Origin of the sequence: Streptomyces sp. NPDC085932 (assembly GCF_044540525.1) — a bacterium.
Classification (GTDB): Bacteria; Actinomycetota; Actinomycetes; order Streptomycetales; family Streptomycetaceae; genus Streptomyces; species Streptomyces levis.
This window is the reverse complement of sequence record NZ_JBITSJ010000001.1, coordinates 1,439,136-1,463,266: the sequence shown is the minus strand read 5'-3', so window position 1 is coordinate 1,463,266 and position 24,131 is coordinate 1,439,136. Positions and strand designations below refer to the sequence as shown.

The 24,131-nt window shown below is 73.8% G+C and carries 18 protein-coding genes and 2 pseudogenes; 14 read left to right on the top strand and 6 right to left on the bottom strand.

What is annotated here, in order from left to right:
* Positions 1 to 66: 66 nt before the first annotated feature.
* Together ACIGAQ_RS06125 and ACIGAQ_RS06120 are read left to right on the top strand one after the other, a co-directional pair.
* The gene (locus ACIGAQ_RS06125; RefSeq protein ID WP_399779481.1) at positions 67 to 1,818 is read left to right on the top strand and encodes an ABC transporter ATP-binding protein; all 1,752 of its coding nucleotides are present in this window, start codon (positions 67 to 69) and stop codon (positions 1,816 to 1,818) included.
* The gene (locus ACIGAQ_RS06120; RefSeq protein WP_399779479.1) at positions 1,815 to 4,181 is read left to right on the top strand and encodes an ATP-binding cassette domain-containing protein; all 2,367 of its coding nucleotides are present in this window, start codon (positions 1,815 to 1,817) and stop codon (positions 4,179 to 4,181) included. Before ACIGAQ_RS06125 ends, ACIGAQ_RS06120 begins: the two co-directional genes overlap by 4 nt.
* Here ACIGAQ_RS06120 and ACIGAQ_RS06115 read toward each other — a convergent pair.
* Positions 4,104 to 4,724: pseudogene (locus ACIGAQ_RS06115) on the bottom strand (LuxR C-terminal-related transcriptional regulator); the annotation flags it as partial. The gene ACIGAQ_RS06120 and the pseudogene ACIGAQ_RS06115 sit on opposite strands and share 78 nt — an antisense overlap.
* A 226-nt stretch (positions 4,725 to 4,950) precedes the next feature.
* On the opposite strand from ACIGAQ_RS06115, the gene ACIGAQ_RS06110 reads away from it, so the two are divergent.
* Positions 4,951 to 7,098 carry a SpoIIE family protein phosphatase gene (locus tag ACIGAQ_RS06110; protein WP_399779477.1) on the top strand — a complete coding sequence of 716 codons (2,148 nt, stop codon included), beginning with the start codon at positions 4,951 to 4,953 and terminating at the stop codon, positions 7,096 to 7,098.
* A 165-nt stretch (positions 7,099 to 7,263) separates the two neighbouring features.
* Here ACIGAQ_RS06110 and ACIGAQ_RS06105 read toward each other — a convergent pair whose 3' ends face one another.
* Positions 7,264 to 8,637, bottom strand: coding sequence for a S1 family peptidase (locus tag ACIGAQ_RS06105; protein ID WP_399779476.1), 1,374 nt, complete (start codon positions 8,635 to 8,637; stop codon positions 7,264 to 7,266).
* A gap of 629 nt (positions 8,638 to 9,266) precedes the next feature.
* On the opposite strand from ACIGAQ_RS06105, the gene ACIGAQ_RS06100 reads away from it, so the two are divergent.
* The 9 genes from ACIGAQ_RS06100 (at position 9,267) to ACIGAQ_RS06060 (ending at position 18,868) form a co-directional block, all read left to right on the top strand.
* Positions 9,267 to 9,482: a type A2 lantipeptide gene (locus tag ACIGAQ_RS06100; RefSeq protein ID WP_311684755.1), complete on the top strand. Its 216-nt coding sequence runs from the start codon at positions 9,267 to 9,269 to the stop codon at positions 9,480 to 9,482.
* A gap of 159 nt (positions 9,483 to 9,641) precedes the next feature.
* A complete protein-coding gene (locus ACIGAQ_RS06095) occupies positions 9,642 to 10,448 on the top strand; it encodes an HlyD family efflux transporter periplasmic adaptor subunit (protein ID WP_399779473.1) in 807 nt (268 codons plus the stop codon).
* Positions 10,445 to 12,670 carry an NHLP family bacteriocin export ABC transporter peptidase/permease/ATPase subunit gene (locus ACIGAQ_RS06090; RefSeq protein ID WP_399779471.1) on the top strand — a complete coding sequence of 742 codons (2,226 nt, stop codon included), beginning with the start codon at positions 10,445 to 10,447 and terminating at the stop codon, positions 12,668 to 12,670. Before ACIGAQ_RS06095 ends, ACIGAQ_RS06090 begins: the two co-directional genes overlap by 4 nt.
* Position 12,671: 1 nt before the next feature.
* Entirely contained in the window at positions 12,672 to 15,533 is a 2,862-nt protein-coding gene (locus ACIGAQ_RS06085) for an NHLP bacteriocin export ABC transporter permease/ATPase subunit (protein WP_399779469.1), read from the top strand.
* Positions 15,534 to 15,625: 92 nt separating this feature from the next.
* Complete coding sequence (locus ACIGAQ_RS06080) at positions 15,626 to 16,633, top strand: Ppx/GppA family phosphatase (protein WP_311684747.1); 1,008 nt, start codon at positions 15,626 to 15,628, stop codon at positions 16,631 to 16,633.
* A gap of 99 nt (positions 16,634 to 16,732) precedes the next feature.
* A complete protein-coding gene (locus ACIGAQ_RS06075) occupies positions 16,733 to 16,915 on the top strand; it encodes a hypothetical protein (RefSeq protein ID WP_311684745.1) in 183 nt (60 codons plus the stop codon).
* 83 nt (positions 16,916 to 16,998) lie between these two features.
* Entirely contained in the window at positions 16,999 to 18,006 is a 1,008-nt protein-coding gene (locus tag ACIGAQ_RS06070; protein ID WP_399779467.1) for an iron-containing redox enzyme family protein, read from the top strand.
* Positions 18,007 to 18,027: 21 nt separating this feature from the next.
* Complete coding sequence (locus ACIGAQ_RS06065; protein ID WP_399779465.1) at positions 18,028 to 18,681, top strand: HemK2/MTQ2 family protein methyltransferase; 654 nt, start codon at positions 18,028 to 18,030, stop codon at positions 18,679 to 18,681.
* Complete coding sequence (locus tag ACIGAQ_RS06060; protein WP_311684739.1) at positions 18,662 to 18,868, top strand: CDGSH iron-sulfur domain-containing protein; 207 nt, start codon at positions 18,662 to 18,664, stop codon at positions 18,866 to 18,868. The genes ACIGAQ_RS06065 and ACIGAQ_RS06060 overlap by 20 nt, the downstream gene beginning before the upstream one ends.
* Positions 18,869 to 19,032: 164 nt before the next feature.
* Here the strand turns inward: ACIGAQ_RS06060 and ACIGAQ_RS06055 are convergent, their stop codons facing one another.
* Positions 19,033 to 19,467 carry a protease inhibitor gene (locus ACIGAQ_RS06055; RefSeq protein WP_311684737.1) on the bottom strand — a complete coding sequence of 145 codons (435 nt, stop codon included), beginning with the start codon at positions 19,465 to 19,467 and terminating at the stop codon, positions 19,033 to 19,035.
* Between the two features lie 328 nt (positions 19,468 to 19,795).
* Here ACIGAQ_RS06055 and ACIGAQ_RS06050 point away from each other — a divergent pair.
* Positions 19,796 to 20,147: pseudogene (locus ACIGAQ_RS06050) on the top strand (hypothetical protein).
* Positions 20,148 to 20,268: 121 nt separating this feature from the next.
* Entirely contained in the window at positions 20,269 to 21,438 is a 1,170-nt protein-coding gene (locus ACIGAQ_RS06045) for a lactate 2-monooxygenase (RefSeq protein WP_399779462.1), read from the top strand.
* 61 nt (positions 21,439 to 21,499) lie between these two features.
* On the opposite strand, the gene ACIGAQ_RS06040 is transcribed toward ACIGAQ_RS06045, so the two are convergent.
* The 3 genes from ACIGAQ_RS06040 to ACIGAQ_RS06030 all read right to left on the bottom strand — a co-directional run bounded on the left by ACIGAQ_RS06040 (position 21,500) and on the right by ACIGAQ_RS06030 (position 24,051).
* Positions 21,500 to 23,134, bottom strand: coding sequence for an RICIN domain-containing protein (locus ACIGAQ_RS06040; protein WP_399779461.1), 1,635 nt, complete (start codon positions 23,132 to 23,134; stop codon positions 21,500 to 21,502).
* A 290-nt stretch (positions 23,135 to 23,424) separates the two neighbouring features.
* The gene (locus tag ACIGAQ_RS06035) at positions 23,425 to 23,802 is read right to left on the bottom strand and encodes a toxin Doc (RefSeq protein ID WP_094056766.1); all 378 of its coding nucleotides are present in this window, start codon (positions 23,800 to 23,802) and stop codon (positions 23,425 to 23,427) included.
* Positions 23,803 to 23,805: 3 nt separating this feature from the next.
* Positions 23,806 to 24,051, bottom strand: a complete 246-nt coding sequence (locus tag ACIGAQ_RS06030) for a hypothetical protein (RefSeq protein ID WP_030845137.1) — start codon at positions 24,049 to 24,051, stop codon at positions 23,806 to 23,808.
* Between the last annotated feature and the right edge of the window lie 80 nt (positions 24,052 to 24,131).

Here is a 24,131-nt window from a genome sequence, read left to right as displayed (position 1 = left end):
CTCCGGGCGGCTCCCTCCCCACGGGGAGGGGCCGCCCGGGGTCCACCCGTTTCACGAAAGGCCCGTATGACCACGCGTGCCGACGACGACCCGGCGGCCGGGCACGCCCGTGCGCTGCTGCGGGGAGCCACCCGGCACAGCGCGGCCCGCTGTGCGGCCCTGTGCCTGGTGAGCACGGCGGCGACCGGTGCCGGACTGCTGCTTCCGGCCGCTCTGGGCCGGACCCTCGATCTGCTGCTGGCGCACGCCCCCGCGACCCGCTGGGTGCTGTACTGCGCCGGCCTGGTGCTGTCGCTGGCCCTGCTGGACGCGGCCCAGACGGTCCTCACCGGCACCGCCGACGCCCGTGCGACCGCGTGGCTGCGGCGCCGGCTCACCGGGCACGTGCTCGGCACCGGGCCGCGCGCCGCCGACCGCTTCGGCTCCGGTGACCTCGTGGCGCGGCTGGTCGGCAACGCCGCCGAGGCCGGGACCACGCCCGCGGCCCGTGCGGCTCTCCTGGCCGCGCTCGCCGGACCCGTCGGCGCGGTCGTCGCGCTCGGCCTGATCGACTGGTGGCTCGCGGCCGTCTTCCTCGCCGGAGCACCGCTGCTGACGCTGCTGCTGCGGGCCGTCGCCCGGGACACCGCCGAGAGCGCGGCGCACTACCAGCGGGCTCAGGGCCGCATCGCGGCGGCGCTGGCCGAGGCCGTCGAAGGGATCCGTACCGTCCGGGCGGCGGGTACGCAGGACCGGGAGACGGCCCGCGTGCTGCGGCCGCTGCCGGAGCTGTCCCGGGCCGGGCACCACATGTGGCGGGTGCAGGGGCGGGCCGCGGCCCGGGCGGTCGCCGTGGCTCCGCTGCTGCACCTCGGGGTCGTGGCCGTGGCCGGTGTGCTGCTCACCCGGGACCGGCTCTCGGCCGGCGAGGTGCTCGCCGCCTCGCGGTACGCGGTGCTCGCCACGGGCGTCGGCGTCCTGGTCGGGCGGCTCGCCGGGCTGGCCCGGGCCCGGGCGGCGGCCCGGCGCCTCGGCGAGGTCGAGACGGAACCGGCCACCGTGTTCGGCACCCGCCGGCTGCCCGACGGCCCCGGCCGGCTGGAGCTTCGGGGCGTGACGGCCCGGCGGGGCGGACGCACGGTGCTCGACGGGGTGGACCTCGTCGTGCCGGGCGGCACCGCCCTGGCCGTGGTCGGCCGCTCCGGGACCGGCAAGTCGCTGCTGGCCGCACTCGCCGGCCGCCTTGCGGACCCGGACGGGGGCGAGGTCCTGCTCGACGGGGTGCCGCTGCGGGACCTGCCCCACGACGACCTGCGCCGCGCCGTCGGCTACGCCTTCGCCCGTCCGGCCCTCCTGGGCGGCACGGTCGGGCAGGCGATCGGCCTCGGCCTGGCGTCCCCCTCCCCCGCCGGGATCCGTGCGGCGGCCCGCACGGCCCTGGCGGACGACTTCGTCCGCCGCCTGCCCGACGGGTACGACACACCCGTCGCCGACGCGCCGCGCTCCGGCGGCGAGTCCCAACGACTCGGCCTCGCCCGGGCGTTCGCCCACGGCGGCCGCGTGCTGATCCTCGACGACGCACTCTCCAGCCTCGACACGGTCACGGAGCGCCGCATCGCCGACGCCCTCCTCGGCGCGGGGCCCGGCACGACCCGGCTCCTGGTCGCCCACCGCAGCGCGACCGCGGCGCGCGCCGACGCGGTGGCCTGGCTGGACGGAGGACGGGTGCGGGCGGTGGGCCCGCACGAGGAGCTGTGGCGCACCGCGGAGTACCGGGCGGTGTTCGGAGAGACGGAGGAACCGGCGCACGCGGAGTCCGGAAGCGGAGCGGAGACATGAAGGGCAGGGCAGATCCGCACAGGCCGGAGGGCGGCACGGCCGACGGGGGCGGTGGCGGTGGCGGTGGCCTGGCGGCGCGCGGGATGCGGTTCCTGCTGGAGCGCCGGCGGGCCCTGGCACGACTCGCGTTCTGGTCCGTGCTGGAGACCGGCCAGACCTTCCTCATCGGCTACGGGACCGCCCGCGCCCTGGACGAGGGCTTCCTGCGCGGGCGGGCGGACACGGGACTGGTCTGGCTCGCGGTGACGGGGGCCGGGGTGCTGATCGGCGCCTACGGCACCGCGCGGATCTACGCCGCCGTCGCCGCGCTCGTCGAGCCCTTCCGGGACCGGCTGGTGCACCGGGTGGTCGCCCGCGGCGTGCGCACCGGTGACCCGGGGTCGCTGTCGGGGGTCACCCAGCAGGTGGAGATCGCCCGGGACACCTTCGCCGGGCTCGTCATGGTCTCCCGCTCCTTCGTGTTCACCGCCGCGGGTGCCCTGGCCGGGCTGTTCGCGCTCGCCCCGCCGCTGCTGCTGGTCGTGGGACCGCCGCTGGCCGCCGGTGTGGCGCTGTTCGCGGTGACGCTGCGGCCGCTGGCGCGGCGGCAGGAGGCGTTCCTGGTCGCCGACGAGGCCCTGGCAGGACATCTGGGCACCGTCTGCCCGGGCCTGCGGGACGTCACGGCGACCGGCGCGGAGGCGCAGGTCGCCGCCGGCACCGGAGAGCGTGTCGAGGCGGAGCTGCGCGCGGCCCGCGCCCTGGCGCACTGGGGCGTGCTGCGGGTGGCGTCCCTGGCGGTCGGCGGTCAGCTGCCGATCGTGCTGCTGCTCGTCACGGCCCCCTGGCTCCTCGCCCACGGCGTGACCGCGGGTGCCCTGATCGGTGCCCTGGCGTACGTCACGCAGTCCCTGCTCCCCGCCCTGCGCAACCTGGTCCACGGCCTGGGCACGAGCGGCTCCCGCCTCACGGTGGTCCTGCGCAGACTCTCCCGCCCGGACACCCCCACGCCGGGCCTTGATCCCGCACCGGGGCAGGCACCCGGACCGCAGCCGGAACCTGAATCCCCCGGCAATGCAGCGCCCGCGCCGAAACCGGACCTTGACCCCCCGGGCAGGGCAGCGCCCAACCCGAAGCCGGATCCTGCATCCCCCGGCACGGCAGTGCCCGACCCGAAACCAGACCGAGAATCCCCCGGCACGGCAGCGTCCAACCCGAAGCCGGATCCTGCATCCCCCGGCACGGCAGTGCCCGGCCCGAGGACGAGTGGTGGATCCGGACACGGGGGCCCGCCCGGAGGCACAGCCGGTTCTGCCACCCCGGCCGGGACGACGCCCACGCCGGAGTCCGGCCGCCCGCCCACAGCCGGGGAGCGCCACAGCCCCGAGGCGCGTCGGCAGCCGGCGGATGCCGAGGCACCCGGGCCGCGGCCGGGCTGTGAACGCGCAAGCGAGCGGCCGCCCGCGCCCCGGTCGCGGTCCGTCGTCACCGGTGCCGCCGTGCCCGCCGTCGAGCTGGCCGGTGTCACCTTTGCCTACGGTCCGGCCAGTGAGCCGGTGGTCCGGGGGCTCGATCTCACCGTTCCGTCCGGGTCGCACCTGGCCGTCGTGGGACCCAGCGGGGTCGGCAAGTCGACGCTCACGGCGCTCGTGGCCGGCCTGCTCACGCCGCGCTGCGGGACGATCCGGGTCGGCGGGCATCCAGTGCCCGGGCCCGAGGCCGCGGCCGGGCGGGTGCTCATCCCGCAGGAGGCGTACGTCTTCGGCGGCACCCTGGCCGAGAATCTCGCCTATCTCCGGCCCGGCCCGGTCCCCGAGGCGGAACTGCTCGCCGCGTCCGAGGCGGTCGGCCTCACCCCGCTGGCCGCCCGCCTGGGCGGTCTCGACGCGCGGGTCGACCCGGCGTCCCTGTCGGCCGGCGAGCGGCAGCTGATCGCCCTGACCAGGGCCTACCTGTCGCCCGCCCCGCTCGCCCTGCTCGACGAGGCCACCTGTCACCTGGACCCCGAGACCGAGGAGCGCGCGGAGCGGGCCTTCGCCCGGCGGCCGGGCGGGACCCTGGTCGTGGTCGCCCACCGCATCAGCTCGGCCCGGCGGGCCGGACGGGTACTGGTCATGGACGGCCGGGACACGGCGTACGGCCGTCACGAGGAGCTGATGCGGACCTCGGCGCTCTACCGGAACCTGGTGGGCAGCTGGACGCCCGCGCCCGCCCGGCGGCGGTCAGAGCCAGCCCTGGCCCTGCGAGATGCGGATCGCGTCGATGCGGTTGCGGGCCCCGGTCTTGCGGGTGATGGCCGCCATGTAGTTGCGCACCGTCCCGTGGGAGAGATGCAGGCTCCCGGCGATCTCCGCGATGGAGGCACCCTCGGCCGCGAGGGATAACACGCTCAGTTCTCTGCGGGTCAGCGGCATCTCGGCCGCCTTGAGGAATCCGAAGCCGAGCGAGTCGTTGACGAAACGTTCCCCCTCGGCGACCCGGCGGATCCCGCGCAGCAGGTTCTCCGGCGACCCCTCCTTGTCGACGTAACCCAGCGCCCCCGCCTCCACGGCACGTTTCAGCAGACCCGGTCGGCTCGCGGTCGCGAGCACGAGTAATCGCGGACGCACCTGGTCCGGGCCCGGCCGGCCCAGTTCTCCCAGCGGCGGGATGCCGTAGGAGTCCGCGCACTCCAGGTCCGCCGCGCACACGTCCGGCCGTACCGACCGGAGCAGGCCCGGCGCGCCGCGCCACGACGTGTCGTGCACCGCCAGATCGGGCTCCGCCCGCAGCCACTCCGCCAGCACCGATCGGACCAGACACTCGTCGTGCACCAACAGCACCCGGATCACTGCCACCCCCTCGGCTCGCCGTACGCCCCTCGTCCTGTGGAGCGCGTGCCCATTGTTCGCGACCGTGACCCTGCGTGGGTGCGAAGAACCGGCCATCAGGGTGCGCGGGGGCGCACGCGCAGCGCCCGTACGCCCGGCCGCGCTTCCGATGCGGGGGCATGGGCCGGGGCGGTCGGGGTACACGCGGCGCCCCGGCGAGGCCCACCATGTGTGACCGACGGTAACCAGCACCGTCGCCGTCCGTTCGTCGTGCGCGACGGGCCGCGAGGGGGGAGATTTGGTCCTGGGTGCGGTCGCGCGGCCGTGCGAGGAGGTGGTCGGCGTGTCCGACGGGCAGTCGTCGGCGCAGGCGCCGGCCGCCGCCAGGGCGCCGGTCGGCCGTCCGCTGCTGTCCCTGGCACTGGCCTCGATGATGGACGAGGTGCACGCCCACTCCGGCGCGGTGTACCTGCTCGCGCCGGACCAGCCCGTGCTGGAGATGGCGGTGATGGCCGGCCTGCCGCGGGCGTTCGCGGCGCCCTGGGAGCGGGTGGGGTTGACGGCGCCGATCCCGGTGGCGGACGCGGCGCGCGAGCGGCGGCTGGTGTGGGTGGGCGGCGAGGAGGAGATGGCCCGCCAGTACCCGCGCATCGCCGTGGTGCTGCCCTATCCGTTCGCCCTGGCCGCGGTACCGGTCGCCACCGACTCCACGGTGTACGGCGCGGTCTTCGTGACCTGGCCGGGCGCGCATCCGCCGGAGCTGTCCGACCACGAGCGCGAGCACCTCACCGCGGCCTGCGGCCGGCTGGCGGTCCGGCTGGAGCGGGCCGCCGAGCACAGCATCCCGCCGCACCCCGAGCCCGATCTGGTCGCCGCTCCCCTGGGGGGCGGGGTGGCCGGGACGCTGGGCACGGTGGAGGCGGCCCGGATGGTGAGCCGGCTGCCGTACGGGTTGGTGTCGCTGGACCTGCACGGGCGGATCGGCTTCGTCAACGCGGCGGCGTCCGAGCTGCTGAACGTGCCGGTGAGCCGGCTGCTGGGCACGCAGCTGTGGGCGTCGGTGCCGTGGCTCAACGACCCCGTGTACGAGGACCGGTACCGCGCCGCGCTGCTCAGCCAGCACATCACGTCGTTCGTGGCGCTGCGCCCGCCCGGCGAGTGGCTGTCGTTCCGGCTGTACCCGAGCACGACGGGCCTGAGCGTGCGCATCACCCGGTCCCGGGCCGTGTCGGAGATGAACCGGACCGTGCCGCCGCCCGACGGCACACCGTCCCGGCTGGTCACCATCTCCCAGGTGCTGAACCTGGCCGGGGCGCTGACCGAGGCGGTCGGGGTGCAGGACGTGGTGCAGCTGGTCGCCGACGAGATCGCACCGGCCGTGGGCAGCCAGGCCCTGGTCGTGCTCGGTTCGCGGGCCAACCGGCTGCGGGTGCTCGGGCACCGGGGCTACCCGGACGCGCACGTGGTGGAACGGTTCGACGGTCTGCCGCTGTCCCGGCCGACGCCCGGCACGCAGGTGCTGCGCACGGGCGTGCCGGCGTTCTTCGAGTCGCAGGAGCAGCTGGAGCGCCTGTACCCGGCGCGGCTCGCCACGCCCGACGGCTTCGCGGCCTGGGCCTATCTGCCGCTGATCGCCCAGGGGCGGCCGGTGGGGACGTGCGTGCTCTCCTACGCCGAGCCGCATCCCTTCCCGACCGAGGAGCGGGCGATCATGACCAGCCTGGCCGGGCTGATCGCCCAGGCGCTGGAACGGGCCCTGCTGTACGACGCCAAGCACCGGCTCGCGCACGGCCTCCAGGAGGCGCTGCTGCCGCACTCGCTGCCGTCGCTGCCGGGCATCGAGGCGGCCGGCCGCTATGTGCCGGCCACGCAGGGCATGGACATCGGCGGCGACTTCTACGACCTGGTGCGCACGCAGGGCAAGGCGGCGGCGGTGATCGGGGACGTCCAGGGGCACAACGTCACGGCGGCCGGGCTGATGGGGCAGGTGCGGACGGCGGTCCGGGCGTACACGGCCGTGGGCCAGGCGCCCGAGGAGGTCATGCGCAGCACCAACCGGCTGCTGCTGGAGCTGGGCTCCGACCTGTTCGCGAGCTGCCTGTACCTGCGGCTCGACCCGGCGCGCGGGCGGGCCGTGATGTCCCGGGCGGGTCATCCCCCGCCCCTGCTGAGACGGCCGGACGGGCGGGTGCGCGTCCTCGACCTGGCCGGGGGTCCGCTGCTCGGCATCGACGCCGGGGCGGTGTACCCGACGACGGAGGTCGCCCTCGTTCCCGGTTCCCTGCTCGTCCTCTACACCGACGGGCTGGTCGAGTCCCCGGGCACGGACTTCGAGGAGGCCCTCGCGGATCTGGGCCACCGCCTGGCCGACGCCGGGGACCAGCCGCTGGACCAGCTGGCCGACAGCCTCGTGCGCCACGAACGGCACCACACGGACGGCGAGGAACGACTGGACGACATCGCCCTGCTGCTGATCCGGGCACTCGGTTAGGGCAGCGCGGCGGGCCGGTCCTCCCGCCGGAGGGCCGGCCCCGTTCACCGTCGGCCGGGGGCGTGGCCGAGCGGTGGCGTGGGGTGCCGGTGGCCGCTCCGGTCCCGCCGGGAAGGGGGGCGGGAGCGGAGCGGCGGCGTCGGACCGGCTGCCGACGTGGTGGGGTCAGCGCGACTCGGTCAGACCCGAGTCGTCCCCGACGCCCTGGCCGGCGTCCTGACCGTTCGCGGCGCCTGCACCCTGACCGGCACCGGCCTCTTCACCCGCGCCCGCTTCCTCGCCGGCACCGGCCTCCTGACCGGCTCCGGCTTCCTCACCGGCACCGGCGTCCTGACCGGCCCCGGCCTCCTCGCCGGCTCCGGCTTCCTCACCGGCACCGGCGCCGGCGTCGCCGCCCGCGCCCGCTCCGCCGTCCGCCGCGCCGCCGCCGAGGGTCGCGCCGACCGCCTCCAGCGCGGTGGTGACCGGCTGGAAGAAGGTCTCGCCGCCGACGGTGCAGTCACCGCTGCCGCCGGAGGTCAGGCCGATCGCGAGCCCGTCCTGGGTGAAGAGCGAGCCGCCGCTGTCGCCCGGCTCGGCACAGACGTCGGTCTGGATGAGGCCGGTGACCGTGCCCTCCGGGTAGTTCACCGTGGCGTCGAGTCCGAGGACCTGGCCGTCGGCGAGCCCGGTGGTGCTGCCCATCCGGAAGACCTCCTGGCCGACGGTCGCCTCAGCGGCCTCGGTGATCTGGACGGTCTGGTTGCCGAGGTTGACCTCGCTGGGCGCCTGGGTCGCCGGGTCGTCGTACTTCACGAGTGCGAAGTCACCGGCCCCGGGGAAGGTCGACTGGTCGACCGTGGCGATCGGCCGGCCGCCCTGCGCGTCGGACCACTCGTTGCCGCCGAGGGTGCAGTGACCGGCCGTCAGGAACGCCGGGGAGCCGTCGCCCGCGGTGACGTTGAAGCCGAGGGAGCAGCGCGAGCCGCCCGCGAAGATGGCGTCACCGCCGGAGACGAACGGCTTGAAGGTGCCCGCCGACTTCTTGAGGGTCGCCATGCCGGAGCCGAGGCTCCGCACGGTGGACTCCAGCTTGTCCCACTTGGCGCCGGTCACGGTGCTGTCGGCCGTCACCAGCAGCTTGTTGGTGCGCGGGTCGATCGACCACGAGGTGCCCGCGATGGTCGCCTCGGACTTCAGCGCCGACGCCCCGTCCTGGAGCTCCGACCAGCTGTTGTCGACCTCGCGGACCTTCGCCCCGGCCGCCTTGGCCTGCACGATCACGTTGTTGTTGTCGCCCGGTACGACGTTGACGACGAGCTGCTGGTTGTCACCGTCGTAGTAGGAGCCGCCGAACGCGTCACCGAGGAGCCCGGCGAGCTGCGAGGCGAGGTCCGAGGCGTCGCCGGCCTTAAGGGTCTTCGGTGCGGCCGCCGCGCCGTCGGCCGAACCGTCCTGCGACGCGTTGGCGTTGGGCAGCAGGATCGCGGCCGCGCCGAGCGCCACCACGCTGCCCGCCGCTATCGCTGCCTTGCGCTTCGGAATTCGCTTGTGACTCAAACTTCTCTCCTCCTGGGGGACGGAGTGGGGGGCCGCCGTCCGGCAGCTCGTTGGGGGCGCCTGGATGGCTGTTGGTACGCACGGGCCGCGCCGGGCGTTCAATTCCGTTTGCAAGCGGCTCCCCGGCCCGGTGACGGCCTGTCAGTCGCGAGGGCCAGACCGAGTCCCGATCTCGGCACGGTGCGTATCCGGTCGGAAACGGTCTGTTGTGTGCGCCGAGTTGAATCCCACCTTCAGCGAATCTGCACATCGAATGCTCAACCCGGTCACCGAAAACGGGGTCGTCCGCGTGCCCTTCGCGTCGGTCACGCCTTTACGGCGGGAGTGCCGGATTCACCGTCCGGCGATTCAAGAGCCGGAATGAGCCGATGCCGTGGCGCATGTGAAGAAGTCGCCACCGAGCCGTGCGCAAGCCTGCACGGAAAGGCGCTTCTGCGCCGCAAGTTCCCAGGTGGGACGGGTGGTTGATTGGAAGCCCGCACCGGCGGCGTGCTTTGATCCATCGCACCGCGGGAGCCGCGAAGGGCATTCGGAAACGGCTGCCCGGCGCTCGCGGTCGCGGCCGTCATCTGTCCCCAGAGGGGGCCGCTCCCCCCTTGTGAGTTATCCATACGAAGGGAAGTTCCATCATGAACTCCACCCCCCAGGTCGAGACCGTCGAGATCGCCGACGCCGAGCTCGACGCCGTCTCCGGCGGCCTGTCCGTGAACGCCGTGAGCACCGTCACCGACACGGTGGACAGCATCGCTCCGGTCTCCGGCCTGGTGAACACCGCCGTCGGCACCGTCGAGGGTGTCACCGGCCTGAACACGGCCCCGGTCACCAACCTGGTCGCCGGTCTCTGATCCGGCCTCACGCCGTCGACTCCCGGAGCCGCAGCCGGCGGTTCCGGGATCTTCGGGTGCCGTGACCCGGTGCCGTGACCGGGCGCCCCGACCGTGACCGGGCGCCCGGCCGTCTCCGCCACGTCCGTATGAACCTCTTCCACGGGTGAGGGAAGCTCCTTGCAGTTCCGCCAACAGGCCCTCGCCAAGCTGCAGTCGCCGGAAGAGCTCGACCTTCCGGTGCGTTTCGCCCGCCCGCAGGGCTGGCTCGTGCTCTCCGTGACGGTGGTCGCCATGGCGGCCGCCTCGATGTGGGCGGTGACCGGCTCGGTGGCCTCCACCGTCAGCGCGCCCGCGATCCTCACGCACGGGCAGGGCAGTTACGTCCTGCAGAGCCCCGTCGCGGGCCAGGTCACCGCGGTCCTGGCCGAGCAGGGCGAGCGGCTCCCGGCCAACTCCCCCGTGCTCAAGGTCCGCACCGCCCGGGGCGAGACCGTGGTCCGCACCCTCGACGCCGGCCGGGTCTCCGCGCTCGCCGCGAGCGTCGGGCAGATCATCCGCACCGGCGCGAACGTCGCCGCCGTCGAGAAGGTCGCCCGCACCGGCGACCCCCTCTACGCCACGGTCTACGTACCCGCCGAGAACGCCGCCTCGATCCCCGACGACGCCGCCGTCGACCTGACCGTGCAGTCGGTGCCGACGCAGGAGTACGGCGTGCTGCGCGGCCATGTGAAGTCCGTCGACCGCTCGGCCCAGTCGCCGCAGCAGATCGCCGCGTTCCTCGGCGACAGTCAGCTGGGCGAGCAGTTCACGCAGAAGGGCAGGCCGGTGGCCGTGACGGTCCGGCTGGACAGGTCCTCCACCACGAAGAGCGGTTACGCGTGGTCCTCCGCGGACGGGCCGCCGTTCCGGCTGACGTCCATGACGCCGGCCTCCGGCTCCATCAAGCTGGCCGACCAGCGTCCCGTCGACTGGCTGCTGCCGTGAGCGCGCCCGCGCAGCAGAGCCGGGGCAGGCGCCGCGCCGCCCCGCCGAAGCGCAAGGTGCCCGGGGCCGCAGCGAAGACCGTGCGCACCCCCACCGTCCTGCAGATGGAGGCCGTCGAGTGCGGCGCCGCCTCCCTGGCGATGGTGCTCGGCCACTACGGCAAGCACGTCCCGCTGGAGGAGCTGCGCATCGCCTGCGGCGTCTCCCGCGACGGCTCGCGCGCCAGCAACCTGCTCAAGGCGGCCCGCAGTTACGGCCTGACCGCCAAGGGCATGCAGATGGACCTGGCCGCCCTCGCCGAGGTGAGGTCGCCGGCCATCCTGTTCTGGGAGTTCAACCACTACGTCGTCTACGACGGCATGGGCCGCCGCTTCGGCCGCCGGGGCGTCTACATCAACGACCCCGGCAAGGGCCGCCGGTTCGTGCCCATGGAGGACTTCGACGGCAGCTTCACCGGCGTCGTACTGGTCATGGAGCCCGGCGAGGACTTCGCCCGGGGCGGCCGCAAGCCCGGCGTCCTGGGCGCGATGCCCGCCCGGCTGCGCGGCACCGCGGGCACCCTGCCGGCCGCCGTCCTGGCGAGCCTGCTGCTGGTCGCGGTGGGCGCCGCGGTGCCCGCGCTCAGCCGCACCTACATCGACGAGTTCCTGATCGGCGGCCAGACCTCGTTGCTCGGCGTGCTGTTCGCGTCGATGGGGGCGTGCGTGCTGCTCACGGTCGTGCTGACCTGGCTCCAGCAGGCCAATCTGCTGCACGGCCGGATCATCTCCTCGACCCTGTCCAGCGCCCGGTTCCTGCGCCACCTGCTGCGGCTGCCGGTGACGTTCTTCTCCCAGCGCAGCCCGGCCGACCTGGTACAGCGCCTGCAGTCCAACGACGCGGTCGCCGAGACCCTCTCCCGCGACCTCGCGGCGGCGGGCGTGGACGCGATCGTGGTCGTGCTGTACGCGGTGCTGCTGTACACCTACGACCCGCAGCTGACGTTCGTCGGCATCGGGGTGGCCCTGCTGAACATCGTGGCCATGCGGATCGTCGTACGGCTGCGCGCCACCCGCACCGCGAAGCTGCGCGCCGACACGGCCCGGCTCACCAACACCGCCTACACCGGTCTTCAGCTCATCGAGACGATGAAGGCGACCGGCGGCGAGGACGGCTACTTCCGCAAGTGGGCCGGACAGCACGCCACCACGCTGGAGGAGCAGCAGCGGCTCGGTGTGCCGAGCGCCTGGCTGGGCGTGGTCGCGCCGACGCTCGCCACGCTCAACAGCGCGCTGATCCTGTGGATCGGCGGCATGCGGGCGGTCGAGGGGCACATCTCGGTCGGTCTGCTGGTCGCCTTCCAGGCCCTGGTCACCCGGTTCACCGCGCCGCTGACCCGGCTGAACGGCGTCGCGGGCCGCATCCAGGACTTCGCCGCCGACGTGGCCCGGCTGAAGGACGTGGAGAACTTCCGGGCCGACCCGCTCTACGGCCGCCCCGGCGCCGGTGAGTCGACGCGCCGGCTGCAGGGCCACGTCGAACTGGAGAACATCACCTTCGGCTACAGCCCGCTGGACAAGCCGCTGCTGACCGGCTTCGACCTGACCGTCGGGCCCGGGCAGCAGGTGGCGCTGGTCGGCGGCTCGGGCTCCGGGAAGTCCACGGTGTCCCGGCTGATCTCCGGCCTGTACGCGCCGTGGGAGGGCGTGATCCGCATCGACGGGCAGCGCATCGAGGACATCCCGCGCGGGGCGCTGGCCGCCTCCGTCTCCTTCGTCGACCAGGACGTGTTCCTCTTCGAGGGCACGGTCCGCGACAACGTGGCGCTGTGGGACCCGTCGATCCCGGACGACGCGGTGGAGGACGCGCTGCGCGACGCCGCCCTGTACGACGTGATCACGCGCCGGCCCGGCGGCATCCACAGCCGGGTCGAGCAGGACGGCCGCAACTTCTCCGGCGGGCAGCGCCAGCGCCTGGAGATCGCGCGGGCCCTGGTGCGCCGCCCCAGCATCCTGGTGCTCGACGAGGTGACCAGCGCCCTGGACGCGGAGACCGAACTGGTCGTGATGGACAACCTGCGCCGGCGCGGCTGCGCGTGCGTGGTGATCGCGCACCGGCTGAGCACCGTGCGCGACAGCGACGAGATCGTCGTCCTGCAGCACGGCACGGTCGTGGAGCGCGGACGGCACGAGCAACTGGTGGCGCTCGGCGGCGCCTACGCGGCACTGGTCAGGGAACGGTGACATGACGACCGTCCACGAAGCACACGACGGCGACCTCGTCCTGGGCGCCTTCGGGCAGCTGGGCTCGCGCCTCGACTGCGCCGGCTTCAGCCGCCTGGACCTGGAAGGCCCCCAGGTGCTGTGGCTGGTCGCGTCCGGCGCCGTCGACCTGTTCGCGGTCGACGCCGGCCGGCAGGGCCACTGGCACCACCTGGGCCGGCTGGAGGCGGGCTCGCTGGTGCTCGGCCCGGTGGCCGGACCCCAGCACACCCTGGTGGCCCGCCCGCTGCGGGACTGCGTGGTGCACCGCATCGGCCTGCGCGAGCTGTACCAGCCAGCGAACACCGCGACCTGGTCGTACGACGAGTACGGCACCCCGCAGTACGTGCCGCCGACGACGAGCCCCCTGGAGTACGCGCTCGCCCTCGGCATCGGCCGCAGCCTCTCCGTCCTGTTCCAGGCGCCGATGGCGGGCGAACGGGCTGCGGCGCCCGGAGGACCCCCCGCGCGGGCGTATGCGAGCGTGGGGGAGGACGACGACGTGTTCTGGATGCAGGTGCCGCCCGGCAGCGTCCAGTACGGCTCGCTCTACGGCGCCGAGGCGGCGGCCGACCTGCTGATGGACCCGGCACTGTGGCAGTCCATGGTCGACCAGCAGCACCGGCTGCTGACCACGCTGGACCGCTGGATCGAGCAGCTGGAACGCACCCACGAGGACCGCACGGCCGAGGGCATCAAGGCCGGTGAGGCGGTCCGCGCCCGGGCCGATCAGACCCTGCTCGCCTCCATCGGCAAGCGGTCGTCGAAGCGGACCACCGCGGCCGACGCCGACGCGACCTGGGCGGCATGCCGGCTGGTCGGGCAGGCGGCCGGGATCAGCCTCTCGGAACCCACGCAGAAGGGCACCGGCGGTGACCGCCTCGACCCGGTCGAGCAGGTCGCCCTGGCCTCCCGGGTCCGTACCCGCGCCGTGCGGCTGGACGGCCGCTGGTGGCGGGACGACGTGGGGCCGCTGGTGGGCCGGCGGGCCCTGTCGGGTGCGCCGGTGGCGCTGCTGTGGCGGCGCGGCGGGTACGTGGCGGTGCACCCCTCCACCGGGCGGGAGACGCCGGTCGAGAAGGCGAACGCCGACGAGTTCGAGCCGCGCGCGGTGATGTTCTACCGCCCACTGCCGGAACGCGGGCTCGGTCCGCTCGGGCTGCTGCGGTTCTGTGTGCGGGGCATGCGCGGCGATCTGACCGCCCTGCTGCTCAGCGGCCTGGTCACGGTGGCGATCGGGGCGCTGGTGCCCCTCGCCACGGGCAAGGTGCTCGGCGAGTTCGTGCCGAAGGCGCAGACGGACCTGATCGTGCAGGTGTGCCTGGCGGTGATGCTCAGCAGCGTGGTCGCCGCGGCCTTCATGCTGTTGCAGAACCTGACCATCCTGCGGCTGGAGGGCCGTATCGAGGCCACGCTCCAGCCGGCCGTGTGGGATCGGCTGCTCCGGCTGCCGACGAAGTTCTTCACCGAACGCTCCACCGGCGAGCTGGCCAGCGCGGCCATGGGCATCAGCTCCATCCGCCGGCTGCTCGCCGGGGTCGGGCCGACGGTCGCCCAGTCGGTGACGGTGGGGGCGATGAACCTCGGGCTGCTGCTGTGGTTCAGCGTGCCGATGGCCATGGCCGCGATCGGCATGCTCGTCGTCATCGCCGCGGTGTTCCTGGGACTCGGTCTGTGGCAGGTGCGCTGGCAGCGGCGGCTGGTGGTGCTCTCCAACAAGCTCAACAACCAGGCGTTCCAGACCCTGCGCGGCCTGCCCAAGCTGCGGGTGGCCGCCGCCGAGAACTACGCCTACGCCGCCTGGGCGTCGGAGTTCGCACGCAGCCGGGAACTCCAGCAGCGGGTCGGGCGCATCAAGAACATCACCGCGGTGCTGGGCGCCGTGTACCTGCCGCTGTGCACGCTGCTGATGTTCATGCTGCTGGCGGGGCCGGCCCGGGGCTCGATGTCGGCGGCGGCGTTCCTCACGTTCAACACCTCGGTGACGATGCTGCTGACCTCCGTCACCCAGCTGACCGGCGCGTTCGTCTCGGCGGTGGCGGCGCTGCCGCTGTTCGAGGAGATCAGGCCGGTGCTGGACGCCACGCCCGAGGTGCGCGCGGCGAGCACCCGGCCGGGCCCGCTGACCGGGGCGATCGAGGCGCGGCGCGTGTCCTTCCGTTACGCGGACGACGGGCCGCTGGTGCTGGACGACGTGTCGTTCGAGGCGCGGCCGGGCGAGTTCGTCGCGATCGTCGGACCGAGCGGCTGCGGCAAGTCGACGCTGCTGCGCCTGCTGATCGGCTTCGACCGCCCGGTGGCGGGCAGCGTGCTGTACGACGGCCAGGACCTCGCGGCCCTCGACCAGTCGGCGGTGCGCCGGCAGTGCGGGGTGGTGCTGCAGCACGCGCAGCCGTTCACCGGCTCCATCCTGGACGTCATCTGCGGCACCGAGCCGTTCACACCGGAGGAGGCGATGGCGGCGGCCGAGATGGCCGGGCTCGCCGAGGACATCAAGCGGATGCCGATGGGCCTGCACACCATCGTCTCGGGCAGCGGGGCGGTCTCCGGCGGCCAGCGCCAGCGGCTGATGATCGCCCAGGCGCTGATCCGCCGGCCGCGGATCCTGTTCTTCGACGAGGCGACCAGCGCCCTCGACAACGAGACGCAGCGCACGGTCATCGAGAGCACCAAGGCGTTCAACGCCACCCGGATCGTCATCGCGCACCGCCTGTCGACCGTGCTGGACGCCGACCGGGTCGTGGTGATGGAGAACGGCAAGGTCATCCAGCAGGGCCCGCCCGCCCGTCTGCTCGCCGACACGAACGGCCGGCTGCACGAGCTGGTACGCCGGCAGATGGCATGACGGGGCGCACGGTCCGCGACCACGAGGGCGCATCCTCGGCCATCCCTCGGCGCGATCCGTTGGTCCGGGCCGGAAATGGGTACCCACCGCGCATGCGAATCAGCGTGGTGGACGTGGGATCGAACACGGTCAGACTGGTCGTCGCGGACGCGGAGGACGGGGTACCGCTGCCCGTGCACACCGCCAAGTGGCGCCTGCGGCTGTCCGAGCAGGTCCCACCGGGGGGACCCGTCCCGGAGCAGGCCGTGGAGCAGCTGGTGCACGCGGTCGCGGAGGCGAGCAGGACGGCCACCCGGTGGGGCGCGGCCGGACCGTTGGCCTTCGCCACGGCCGTGGTGCGCAACGCGCCGAACCGGCAGGAGGTGCTGCACACCGTCCGGAGCCGCACGGGCGTGGACCTGTGCACGCTGCCCGGGGAGGTCGAGGCGGAGCTGACGTTCCTCGGGGCCCGCCGCTGGATGGGCTGGCGCTCGGGCCCGCTCGCCCTGCTCGACATCGGCGGCGGCACCCTGGAGGTCGCCTTCGGGCGCGGCCGTCTGCCGGACTTCGTGGCGTCGCTGCCGCTGGGGGCGCGGCGGCTCACCCACGAGTACTTCGAGGACGAGGACCCGCCGTCGCCGGAGCGGCTGCGTGCCCTGCGCCGCAAGGTCCGCCACCAGCTGCGGGACGTCGCGGCACGGATCCGCTGGGAGGGCCCGCGTACCGCGGTCGCCACCTCGCGCACCTTCCAGCAGCTGGGCCGGCTGTGCGGCGCCGCCCCCGGGCGTCACGGCCCGTTCGTGGACCGTGAGATGCGCCGCGAGGACCTGCGGGAGGCGATCAAGCAGCTGGCCGCCCTGCCCGCGGCGGACCGCGCGCGCCTGCCCGGCATCTCGGCGCCGCGGGCCGCGCAGAGCCTGGCCGGGGCGGTCGTCGGGCACACGGCGATGAAACTGACCGGCCTGCGGTCCCTCACCGTCTGCCCCTGGGCGATCCGCGAGGGTGTGATGCTGCGGCACATCGAGGACGGACCGTCCTGGTGGGCCGAGGTCTCGCGGCGCAACGCGGAGGCGGCCCCGGCCGAACCCGTGCCGCTGCGCATCGCGACCTCCTCGCACTGAGCGCCGGCCCTGCCCGGCGCGTCCCGACGACACCCGCCCCGGACACCGGCGATGCGCCACCACACCGACGATTCACCCCTCCGAGGAAAGGAGACACCCGTGTCCCACGACCACGACCACTCCGGCGAGCAGCACGAGACGGCCCTCGAAGAGGTCCTGCGCGAGATCGAGGACGCCGAGACGCGGACGCAGGACTCCGCCGAGCAGCGGCGCCACCGGGGTGAGGCGGGTGACGCCACCTCTCCCAACACCGGCGCGCAGGAGCAGGCCGAAGGGGACTGAGCCGCCCGCATCGGGCCCGGGCCCATGACCAGGATCTCCCGCTCCGGCGGTGACCTTGGGCCCGGTCCGGGTACCCGGCTCGCATGGAGCACGAAGAACCAGGACTGCCCACGCCGCGCGGCCCGCTGAGCAGGGGCGTCGCGGCGTATCTGCGGGGTGCGGGCCGACTGCCCCGCATGGAGGACGTCGCCCGGGCCGCGGTGTACGGCGAGGACCTCCAGCTCGCCCTCTACCTCTGCTACGAACTGCACTACCGGGGTTTCGCGGGGGTTCCCCCGGAGCGGGAGTGGGACCCCGACCTGCTGCGGGTGCGCGCGGCCATGGAGCACCGCTTCCTGTCCGCCCTGCGCACCGACGCCCGGGTCCACGACAGTGTGGACGAGGCGCTGGCGGCCCTGCTGGTCGAGCCCGTGGAGGGTACGGGCGTCTCGTACTTCCTGCGCGACGAGGGCGAGCTGTGGCATCTGCGCGAGTACGCGGCGCAGCGCTCCCTGTACCACCTCAAGGAGGCGGACCCGCACGCCTGGGTGCTGCCGCGGCTGTGGGGCCGGGCGAAGGCCGGGATGGCGGCGGTGGAGTTCGACGAGTGGGGCGGGGGCCGCACCGAGCGCGTGCACGCCCGGCTGTTCGCCGACCTGATGACGGACCTGGGCCTGGACACCACGTACGGCCGCTATCTCGACGCGGCGTCCGCCGAGGCCCTGGTCACCGTGAACATGATGTCCCTGTTCGGCCTGCACCGGGCCCTCAGGGGCGCCCTGGTCGGCCATTTCGCGACCGTCGAGATCACCTCGTCACCGGGATCGCGGCGGCTCGCCGAGGCGATGCGCAGAACCGGCGCCGGCCCCGCGGCCGAGCACTTCTACGACGAGCACGTCGAGGCCGACGCGGTCCACGAGCAGGTGGTGCGCCACGAGGTCATCGGCGGGCTGCTGGAGAATGAGCCGCACCTCGCCGCGGACGTCGCCTTCGGCATCGACGCCACCGAGTTCGTCGAGGAACGCTTCGGAGCCCGGCTGCTCGCGGACTGGCGCGCGTCACGTTCGTCACTGCGTGAACCGCTTGCCCGCGAGGCAACCCATATCTCCTGAACAAGGGGGTACTCGGCGCCCGTGAATCCACTGGTACTCCCGGGCGTGTACGCCCCACAGGAAGACACCGAGCTGCTGGCCGGTGCCCTGTCCGACGAGCCGCTCCCGCCGGGCGCGGAGGTACTCGACGTGGGCACCGGATCCGGCGCCCTGGCCCTGGAGGCCGCCCGCCGCGGCCTGCGGGTCACCGCCGTGGACGTGTCCTGGGGCGCCGTGCTGGCGGCCCGGCTGAACGCCCGGCTCGCGGGACTGCGCGTCCGGATCCGCCACGGCAACCTCTTCGGGCCCGTGCGCGGAGAGACGTTCGACCTCATTCTGGCCAATCCGCCGTACGTGCCCGCTCCCCACGGCCACCGCGCGCCGCGCGGTGCGGCCCGGGCGTGGGACGCGGGCGGCGACGGGCGGATGGTCGTCGACCGCATCTGCCGGGAGGCGCCCGCGCTGCTGCGGCCGGGCGGGGTACTGCTGCTGGTGCAGTCGGCGCTCAGCGGCCCGGACCTGACCGTGGCACAACTGCGCGCCGCCGGTCTGAAGGCCGCGGTGACCCGGCGGCAGCGGATCGCGTTCGGTCCGGTGCTGCGCGGCCGGGAGCGCTGGCTGCGCGAGCGCGGGCTGCTGTCCGCCGACGAGGACAAGGAAGAGCTGGTGGTGGTCCGTGCCGAATTCCCCGTCTGACCGGTCCGGCGCACCGCGCCGCGTCTCCGTGCAGCGCAAGGGCCCGCTGCTGATGGAGGGCCCGGTGGAGGTGGAGCTGGAGGACGGCTCCGTCGTCTCCTCGGACCGCTTCCGCGTGGCGCTGTGCACCTGCCGGCGCAGCCGCCGCTATCCCTGGTGCGACACGAGCCATCGCGACCGGGCCTGAGCCCCGGGACGTGAAAGGCCCGGAGGCCGGCGGGCGGCCCCACTCCGCCCGCCGGCCTCCTTGTACGAGATCGCGGTTGCCCGTGACAGCGGCCCGGCTCCCCAGCCACGGTCCGCTGTACCTCACGGGAACGGCGCGATCCCGGTCCATGGGGGTGCCCGCTCCTAGAAGGAGAAGACGCCCGTGCCGTAGGCGTTCTTCATGCAGTCGTTGGAGAAGGTGCGCTCGTAGGAGACGCGCTGGCCCTGCCAGACGCCGTCCACGGTGACGACCACCGGGTCGTACTGCTTGGTGCACATCACGCCCTCGGTGGCGGTCAGGGCGTCGAAGTCGCCGCTGACGCCGCGCAGCTCCGCGCAGGCCTCGGCGGCGGCCGGGTGGGTGCCCGAGGGCCGCGGGGCACAGGTCAGGGTGACCGCGCGTTCCGGAGTCGCGGAGATCGCGCTCTCGCCGTGGCCCACCGTGAGGACGAGGGCCGACGGGGCGTAGAGCGCGGCGGGGGCCTGACCCGGGTCGGCGAGCGCGGCCCCCGTGAGGGGTCCGCAGACGGCGGTGGCCGTCAGTCCGACAGTCGTGGCCCAGCGCGCGGTGGTCCGCATTGTGTGCATCCTTCCGCTCGAATGACAGGGTGTGCCGGCCCGTGCTCGGTCGGTGCCGGGTCGGCGAGCGCCACTCTGCCGAGTCCGCCGCGGAAACACACATCGACCCCACGGGTTTCAGTAACCTTGCGTGTTGAATCAGTGGCGTGAAGTTACGGAATCGAAGCGGGTGAAGCCCGTAACCGCACGGTCTCCGGTGGTGCGAAGCGGCCAGATGGCCGATTTCGATGCGTTCGTTAATAGGCCTGAAACATTCCGATTCCGCTCTCGGGTGACCACTTTGCAACCGCTTGCGTTCATGCTCCCGCCGGGTAAACGTCATTGCACGATGACGAACGAGCAGCGAGAGCACCTGCGCGGCTGGTTCGCCGGCCGCCTGCCCGACGGCTTCTTCGAGGAGCTGACCGAGGTCACGGTCGACCGCGAGGAGATCACCGTCATCGGCCGGGCCGACCGAGGACGTCCCGGACGCGCCGGAGCGGCAGGTCCTCGACACCTGGATCGCCGGTGGTGTGGCGCGCAGCCGCAGTGACGCGCTGGCCTGGTGCGTGCGCCTGGTCCGGCGCCACACGGACGACTGGCCGGCGGAGCTGCGCGACTCCCTGGAACACGTGCAGCGGGTCCGGGCCCGGGGGCCGGACGCCGGACCGGAGGACAGGCGCCCGGACGACGGGGAGTGACCACGAGCCCTGCACCCGCCGCATCTCCCCCGCCCCTGGTCGGGGGCCGTCCATACCGCTCGGTATCGTCGCCCGTACGGCACGGTCTCGACGAGAAGACGACGAGAGGCGGGTACGTACGGTGGGCAAGCACTGGGCGGACTTCCAGTACGAGATCTATCTGAACGGGATGACGGGTGCCGTACCGCGGCTGCCCACCGATCTGACCCGGCTTGAGGAGCTGACCGAGCAGCGGCTCGGGCCCGGGCCGGTCGGCTACGTGGCGGGCAGCGCGGGCGACGGAAGTACCGCCCGGGCCAACCGGGCCGCCCTGGAGCGGCGCCGGATCGTGCCGCGCATGCTGCGGGACGTGCACGAGCGGGACCTGTCGGTCGAGGTGCTGGGCCGTGCCCTGCCGGCCCCGCTGGCGCTGGCCCCGGTCGGCGTGCTGTCGATCATGCACCCGGACGCCGAGTCCGCCGCGGCCCGGGCCGCCGCCGCACAGGGCGTGCCGTACATCCTGTCCTCGGCGTCCAGTACCCCCATGGAGCAGGTCGCCGAGGCCATGGGCGACGCCGAGCGGTGGTTCCAGCTGTACTGGCCGAAGGACCCGGAGGTGGCGCGCAGCTTCCTCGACCGGGCGAAGGCGGCCGGGTTCAGCGTGCTCGTCGTCACCCTGGACACACCGCTGCTGTCCTGGCGGCCCCGCGATCTCGACCAGGCCTACCTGCCGTTCCTGCACGGCGTCGGCACCGCCAACTACTTCTCCGACCCTGCCTTCCAGGCGGGGCTGGCCAAGCCGGTGCACGAGGATCCGAACGCGGCCGTGATGCGTTTCGTCGGCCTGTTCGCCGACCCGGCCAAGACCTGGCCGGACCTGGCGTTCCTGCGGGACAACTGGGACGGGCCGATCGTCCTCAAGGGCGTGCTGCACCCGGACGACGCCCGGCTCGCGGCCGACGCCGGCATGGACGGCGTGGTCGTCTCCAACCACGGCGGGCGGCAGGTGGCCGGCTCCGTCGCGGCGGCGGACGCGCTGCCGCGCGTCGTGGAAGCCGTCGGCGACCGGCTGACCGTCCTCTTCGACAGCGGTGTGCGCACCGGCGACGACGTCTTCAAGGCCCTCGCCCTGGGGGCCCGCGCCGTCCTGCTCGGCCGCCCGTACGTCTACGGCCTCGGCCTCGACGGACAGGCGGGCGTCGAGCACGTCATCCGCTGTCTGCTGGCCGAACTCGACCTGACCCTCGCCCTGTCGGGCCACGCCACACCGGGCACGGTCGGGCCCGCCGACCTCGTCGAGGACCCGGCGTGACGACGACGGGGCCGCGCGGCCCGAGTTCCGCGCGGCCCCGTCCGGCCCGAGGGGCCCCGGTTCAGCCGGTTCGGCCGGCCGGGCCGGTCACCTGGCGGGCCGCCGGGCTCTCCTGCTCCTCGATCGACAGCGAACCGGAGGCCGTGGGCACGGGCTCCGCCTGCCAGCGCTGGGCGTCGGACCGGTCGCGGACCTTGACGACGATGTCGGCGTCCGGGTCGTCGTCGGCCGGGGTGAGGGCGAGCTGCTCGTCCCAGCGGGGCAGCAGTTCGCCGCGCACGGTGAGGTCGTAGCGCACGTCGTCGCCCCGCTCGGCATCCTCGTCGGCGCAGGTGCCGAGGACCACGACGCCGGCGTCCTTGTGCGAATCCAGGCACAGCCCGGGATCCGCGACGCTGCGCAGCGACCCGTCCTTCTCGTACGTCCACTGCTGGGTCCACACCGTCGAGCACGGTGCCAGCTTCGTCCCCGAGCCCTCCTTCGGCAGGTCCCGGATGTCGAGGCAGAGGCCGGCGCCGGTGTTGCGCAGCCGCGTCACCCCCGGTGCCGTGGGCAGTCCGGCCGTGCCGGGCGGTGTCGCGGAGGTGGCGCTGTCACCTCTGCCGGCGCTGTTGGAGCCGGCCGGGTCGGCCTCCCCGCCGTCGTAGGACGTCGTGCCGAGGATGAGCACGGCCGTCAGCACACCGGCCGACACCGCGCCGACGCCCGAGAGCAGTCCCCGGGAGGACCGCAGCGCCTGCGGGATCCGTGTCCCGTCGGCCCCGCGCGCCGGGAGCGGGATCCGGGCGAGCAGCCGGTGGCCGCCCGTGCCGCGCCGCCCGCCGCGCCGGCCGGCGCGACCGCCCCGGGTGCCGTGCGGGGCCCGGCCCGGACGGGAGTCGAGGTAGCGGCGGGCGCCCCAGCCCAGCACCGCTTCGGCGAGCAGCGGACCCAGTGGCCCCTCGAAGTGGCTCAGCTGCTCGGCCGCGTCCCGGCAGTAGCGGCACTGGTCCAAGTGCTCCTGGACGTCCGGCAGGAGGGCTCCGCCCCGGCGGATCGGGACGTCGAGCAGGCGGTTGTAGAACCGGCAGTCCTGGGTCGGCGCGAGTTCGCGATGGGCCCGTACGACGCCTTCACGGAATGCGTCACGCGCCTGTTCCAGGGCGGCCGACGCGAGGTCGGTGTCCATGCCCAGCAGACCGGCCGGGACGGTTATGGCATCGGCCTCGACCTCGACGTGCCAGAGCACACAGCGCGCGGCGGCGGGAAGCGCCTGGAATGCCCGCTCCGTGAGAACACGGTTTTCGGGCGTGAGGGACGTGGCCGCGCGCAGCCCGCGCCCTCCGGCCGGCTTCTGCAACGCGGGCAGAACGGCCGATATTCGATCGTCGCCGGACCATTCCCGAATCGTGTCGCGCACGGTCACCAGCAGGGCCGGGCGCAGCGCGACGGCCGACTCGCCGAAGGCGAGGCGGTTGAGGGTCCGGTGAAAGGCGGTCCCGGTGACCATCGCGGCGACCTGGGCCGAGGAGGCGAGGCAGATGACCGCGTAGTCGTGCACCGACTGCCAGTGCCGCGCCATCAGCAGCGCGACGGAATGGGCGGCTACCCCGCCCTCCGGGCTGCCTCTCAACGGGGTGGCGAGATTCTCGTCGGATTCCCCCGGATCCCCGCCGGGCGGGGGATACGGAGGTCGAGGGGGGTGGGGGGTGGGCACTGAGATGGTTCCTTCCCACGCGCAGGTGGCACACAGAAGTCCTGCCGCCGAAAAAGGAGCCCGGTTGGTGCGTACCTTTTTGGGCGCGGCGCGGGGGGTGCGAATTCGCCGACGGCGAATCGGACCCGGTCAACAAATGCCGTGCGACTCTTGGTCATTCCCCCCGCACGTGCGTGCACTCTTGCACAATCCCCACACGGCCAACAAGGCGCACGGACCACATCCCTGCCATTGACAGAAAGTCAGAAGGGGAACACCTCTGCGCAGGTCGTACCGGTTTTCGACTCTGTTCAGATCTGCCAGGCGCGCAGCCGGTCCGCCGCGCCGTAGACGTCGGTCGTGCCGGACATCAGGTCCCGGGCCAGATCGACGAGAGCACCGTAGGGCGGGTCGATGCCGACGCCGCTGACGAACATGTAGGCCACGGCCGTCGCACAGGCGAATCGGGCGTTGGCCGAGGGCAGCGGCCGCAGCACGGCGAGGGTGTGCAGCAGCGCGGCCGCCCGCCAGGCGGGGTCGGAGTCCACCCCGAGGCGCGGCGGGTCGACGCGGTGCCGGGCGACGGCGGCGACCAGCGCGGAGAAGTCGTTGATGGTGGGCTGGTCCGGCAGGACCTCTTCGTGGCGCTGGAGCAGCCAGGGCACGTCGATATGGAGGACGGGTGCCATCGGTCAGGCGGCCCGGCCCTCGCCCTTGGCGGGCGGTTCGTCGTCGGGGAAGGCGGCGGCGAATTCGTCGGCGTGGGTCGCGAAGAACCGCCGGAAGGCCTCGGCGCCCTCCTGCAGCGCCCGGTGGCGGGCTATGTCGGCGGCGGCCGCCTCCCGCACCAGCGCCTTCATGGACGTACCGCGCTCCTTGGCGATCTGCCGCAGGTCCTCAAGTTCGCGGTCGCTGAACTCGACGTTGAGAGCTGGCATGCCTTCACGGTAGCGCCCGGGGTACTGACCCGTAAATAGCCCCAGGTCACACCCGGTAGCGGGAGGTACCACCCAGGTGT

Coding starts and splice junctions, on each gene's coding strand:
- ACIGAQ_RS06125 (WP_399779481.1), top strand. CDS start 67: ATGACCACGCGTGCCGACGACGACCCGGCGGCCGGGCACGCCCGTGCG.
- ACIGAQ_RS06120 (WP_399779479.1), top strand. CDS start 1,815: ATGAAGGGCAGGGCAGATCCGCACAGGCCGGAGGGCGGCACGGCCGAC.
- ACIGAQ_RS06100 (WP_311684755.1), top strand. CDS start 9,267: ATGAACTCCACCCCCCAGGTCGAGACCGTCGAGATCGCCGACGCCGAG.
- ACIGAQ_RS06085 (WP_399779469.1), top strand. CDS start 12,672: ATGACGACCGTCCACGAAGCACACGACGGCGACCTCGTCCTGGGCGCC.
- ACIGAQ_RS06080 (WP_311684747.1), top strand. CDS start 15,626: ATGCGAATCAGCGTGGTGGACGTGGGATCGAACACGGTCAGACTGGTC.
- ACIGAQ_RS06070 (WP_399779467.1), top strand. CDS start 16,999: ATGGAGCACGAAGAACCAGGACTGCCCACGCCGCGCGGCCCGCTGAGC.
- ACIGAQ_RS06055 (WP_311684737.1), bottom strand. CDS start 19,467: ATGCGGACCACCGCGCGCTGGGCCACGACTGTCGGACTGACGGCCACC.
- ACIGAQ_RS06035 (WP_094056766.1), bottom strand. CDS start 23,802: ATGGCACCCGTCCTCCATATCGACGTGCCCTGGCTGCTCCAGCGCCAC.
- ACIGAQ_RS06030 (WP_030845137.1), bottom strand. CDS start 24,051: ATGCCAGCTCTCAACGTCGAGTTCAGCGACCGCGAACTTGAGGACCTG.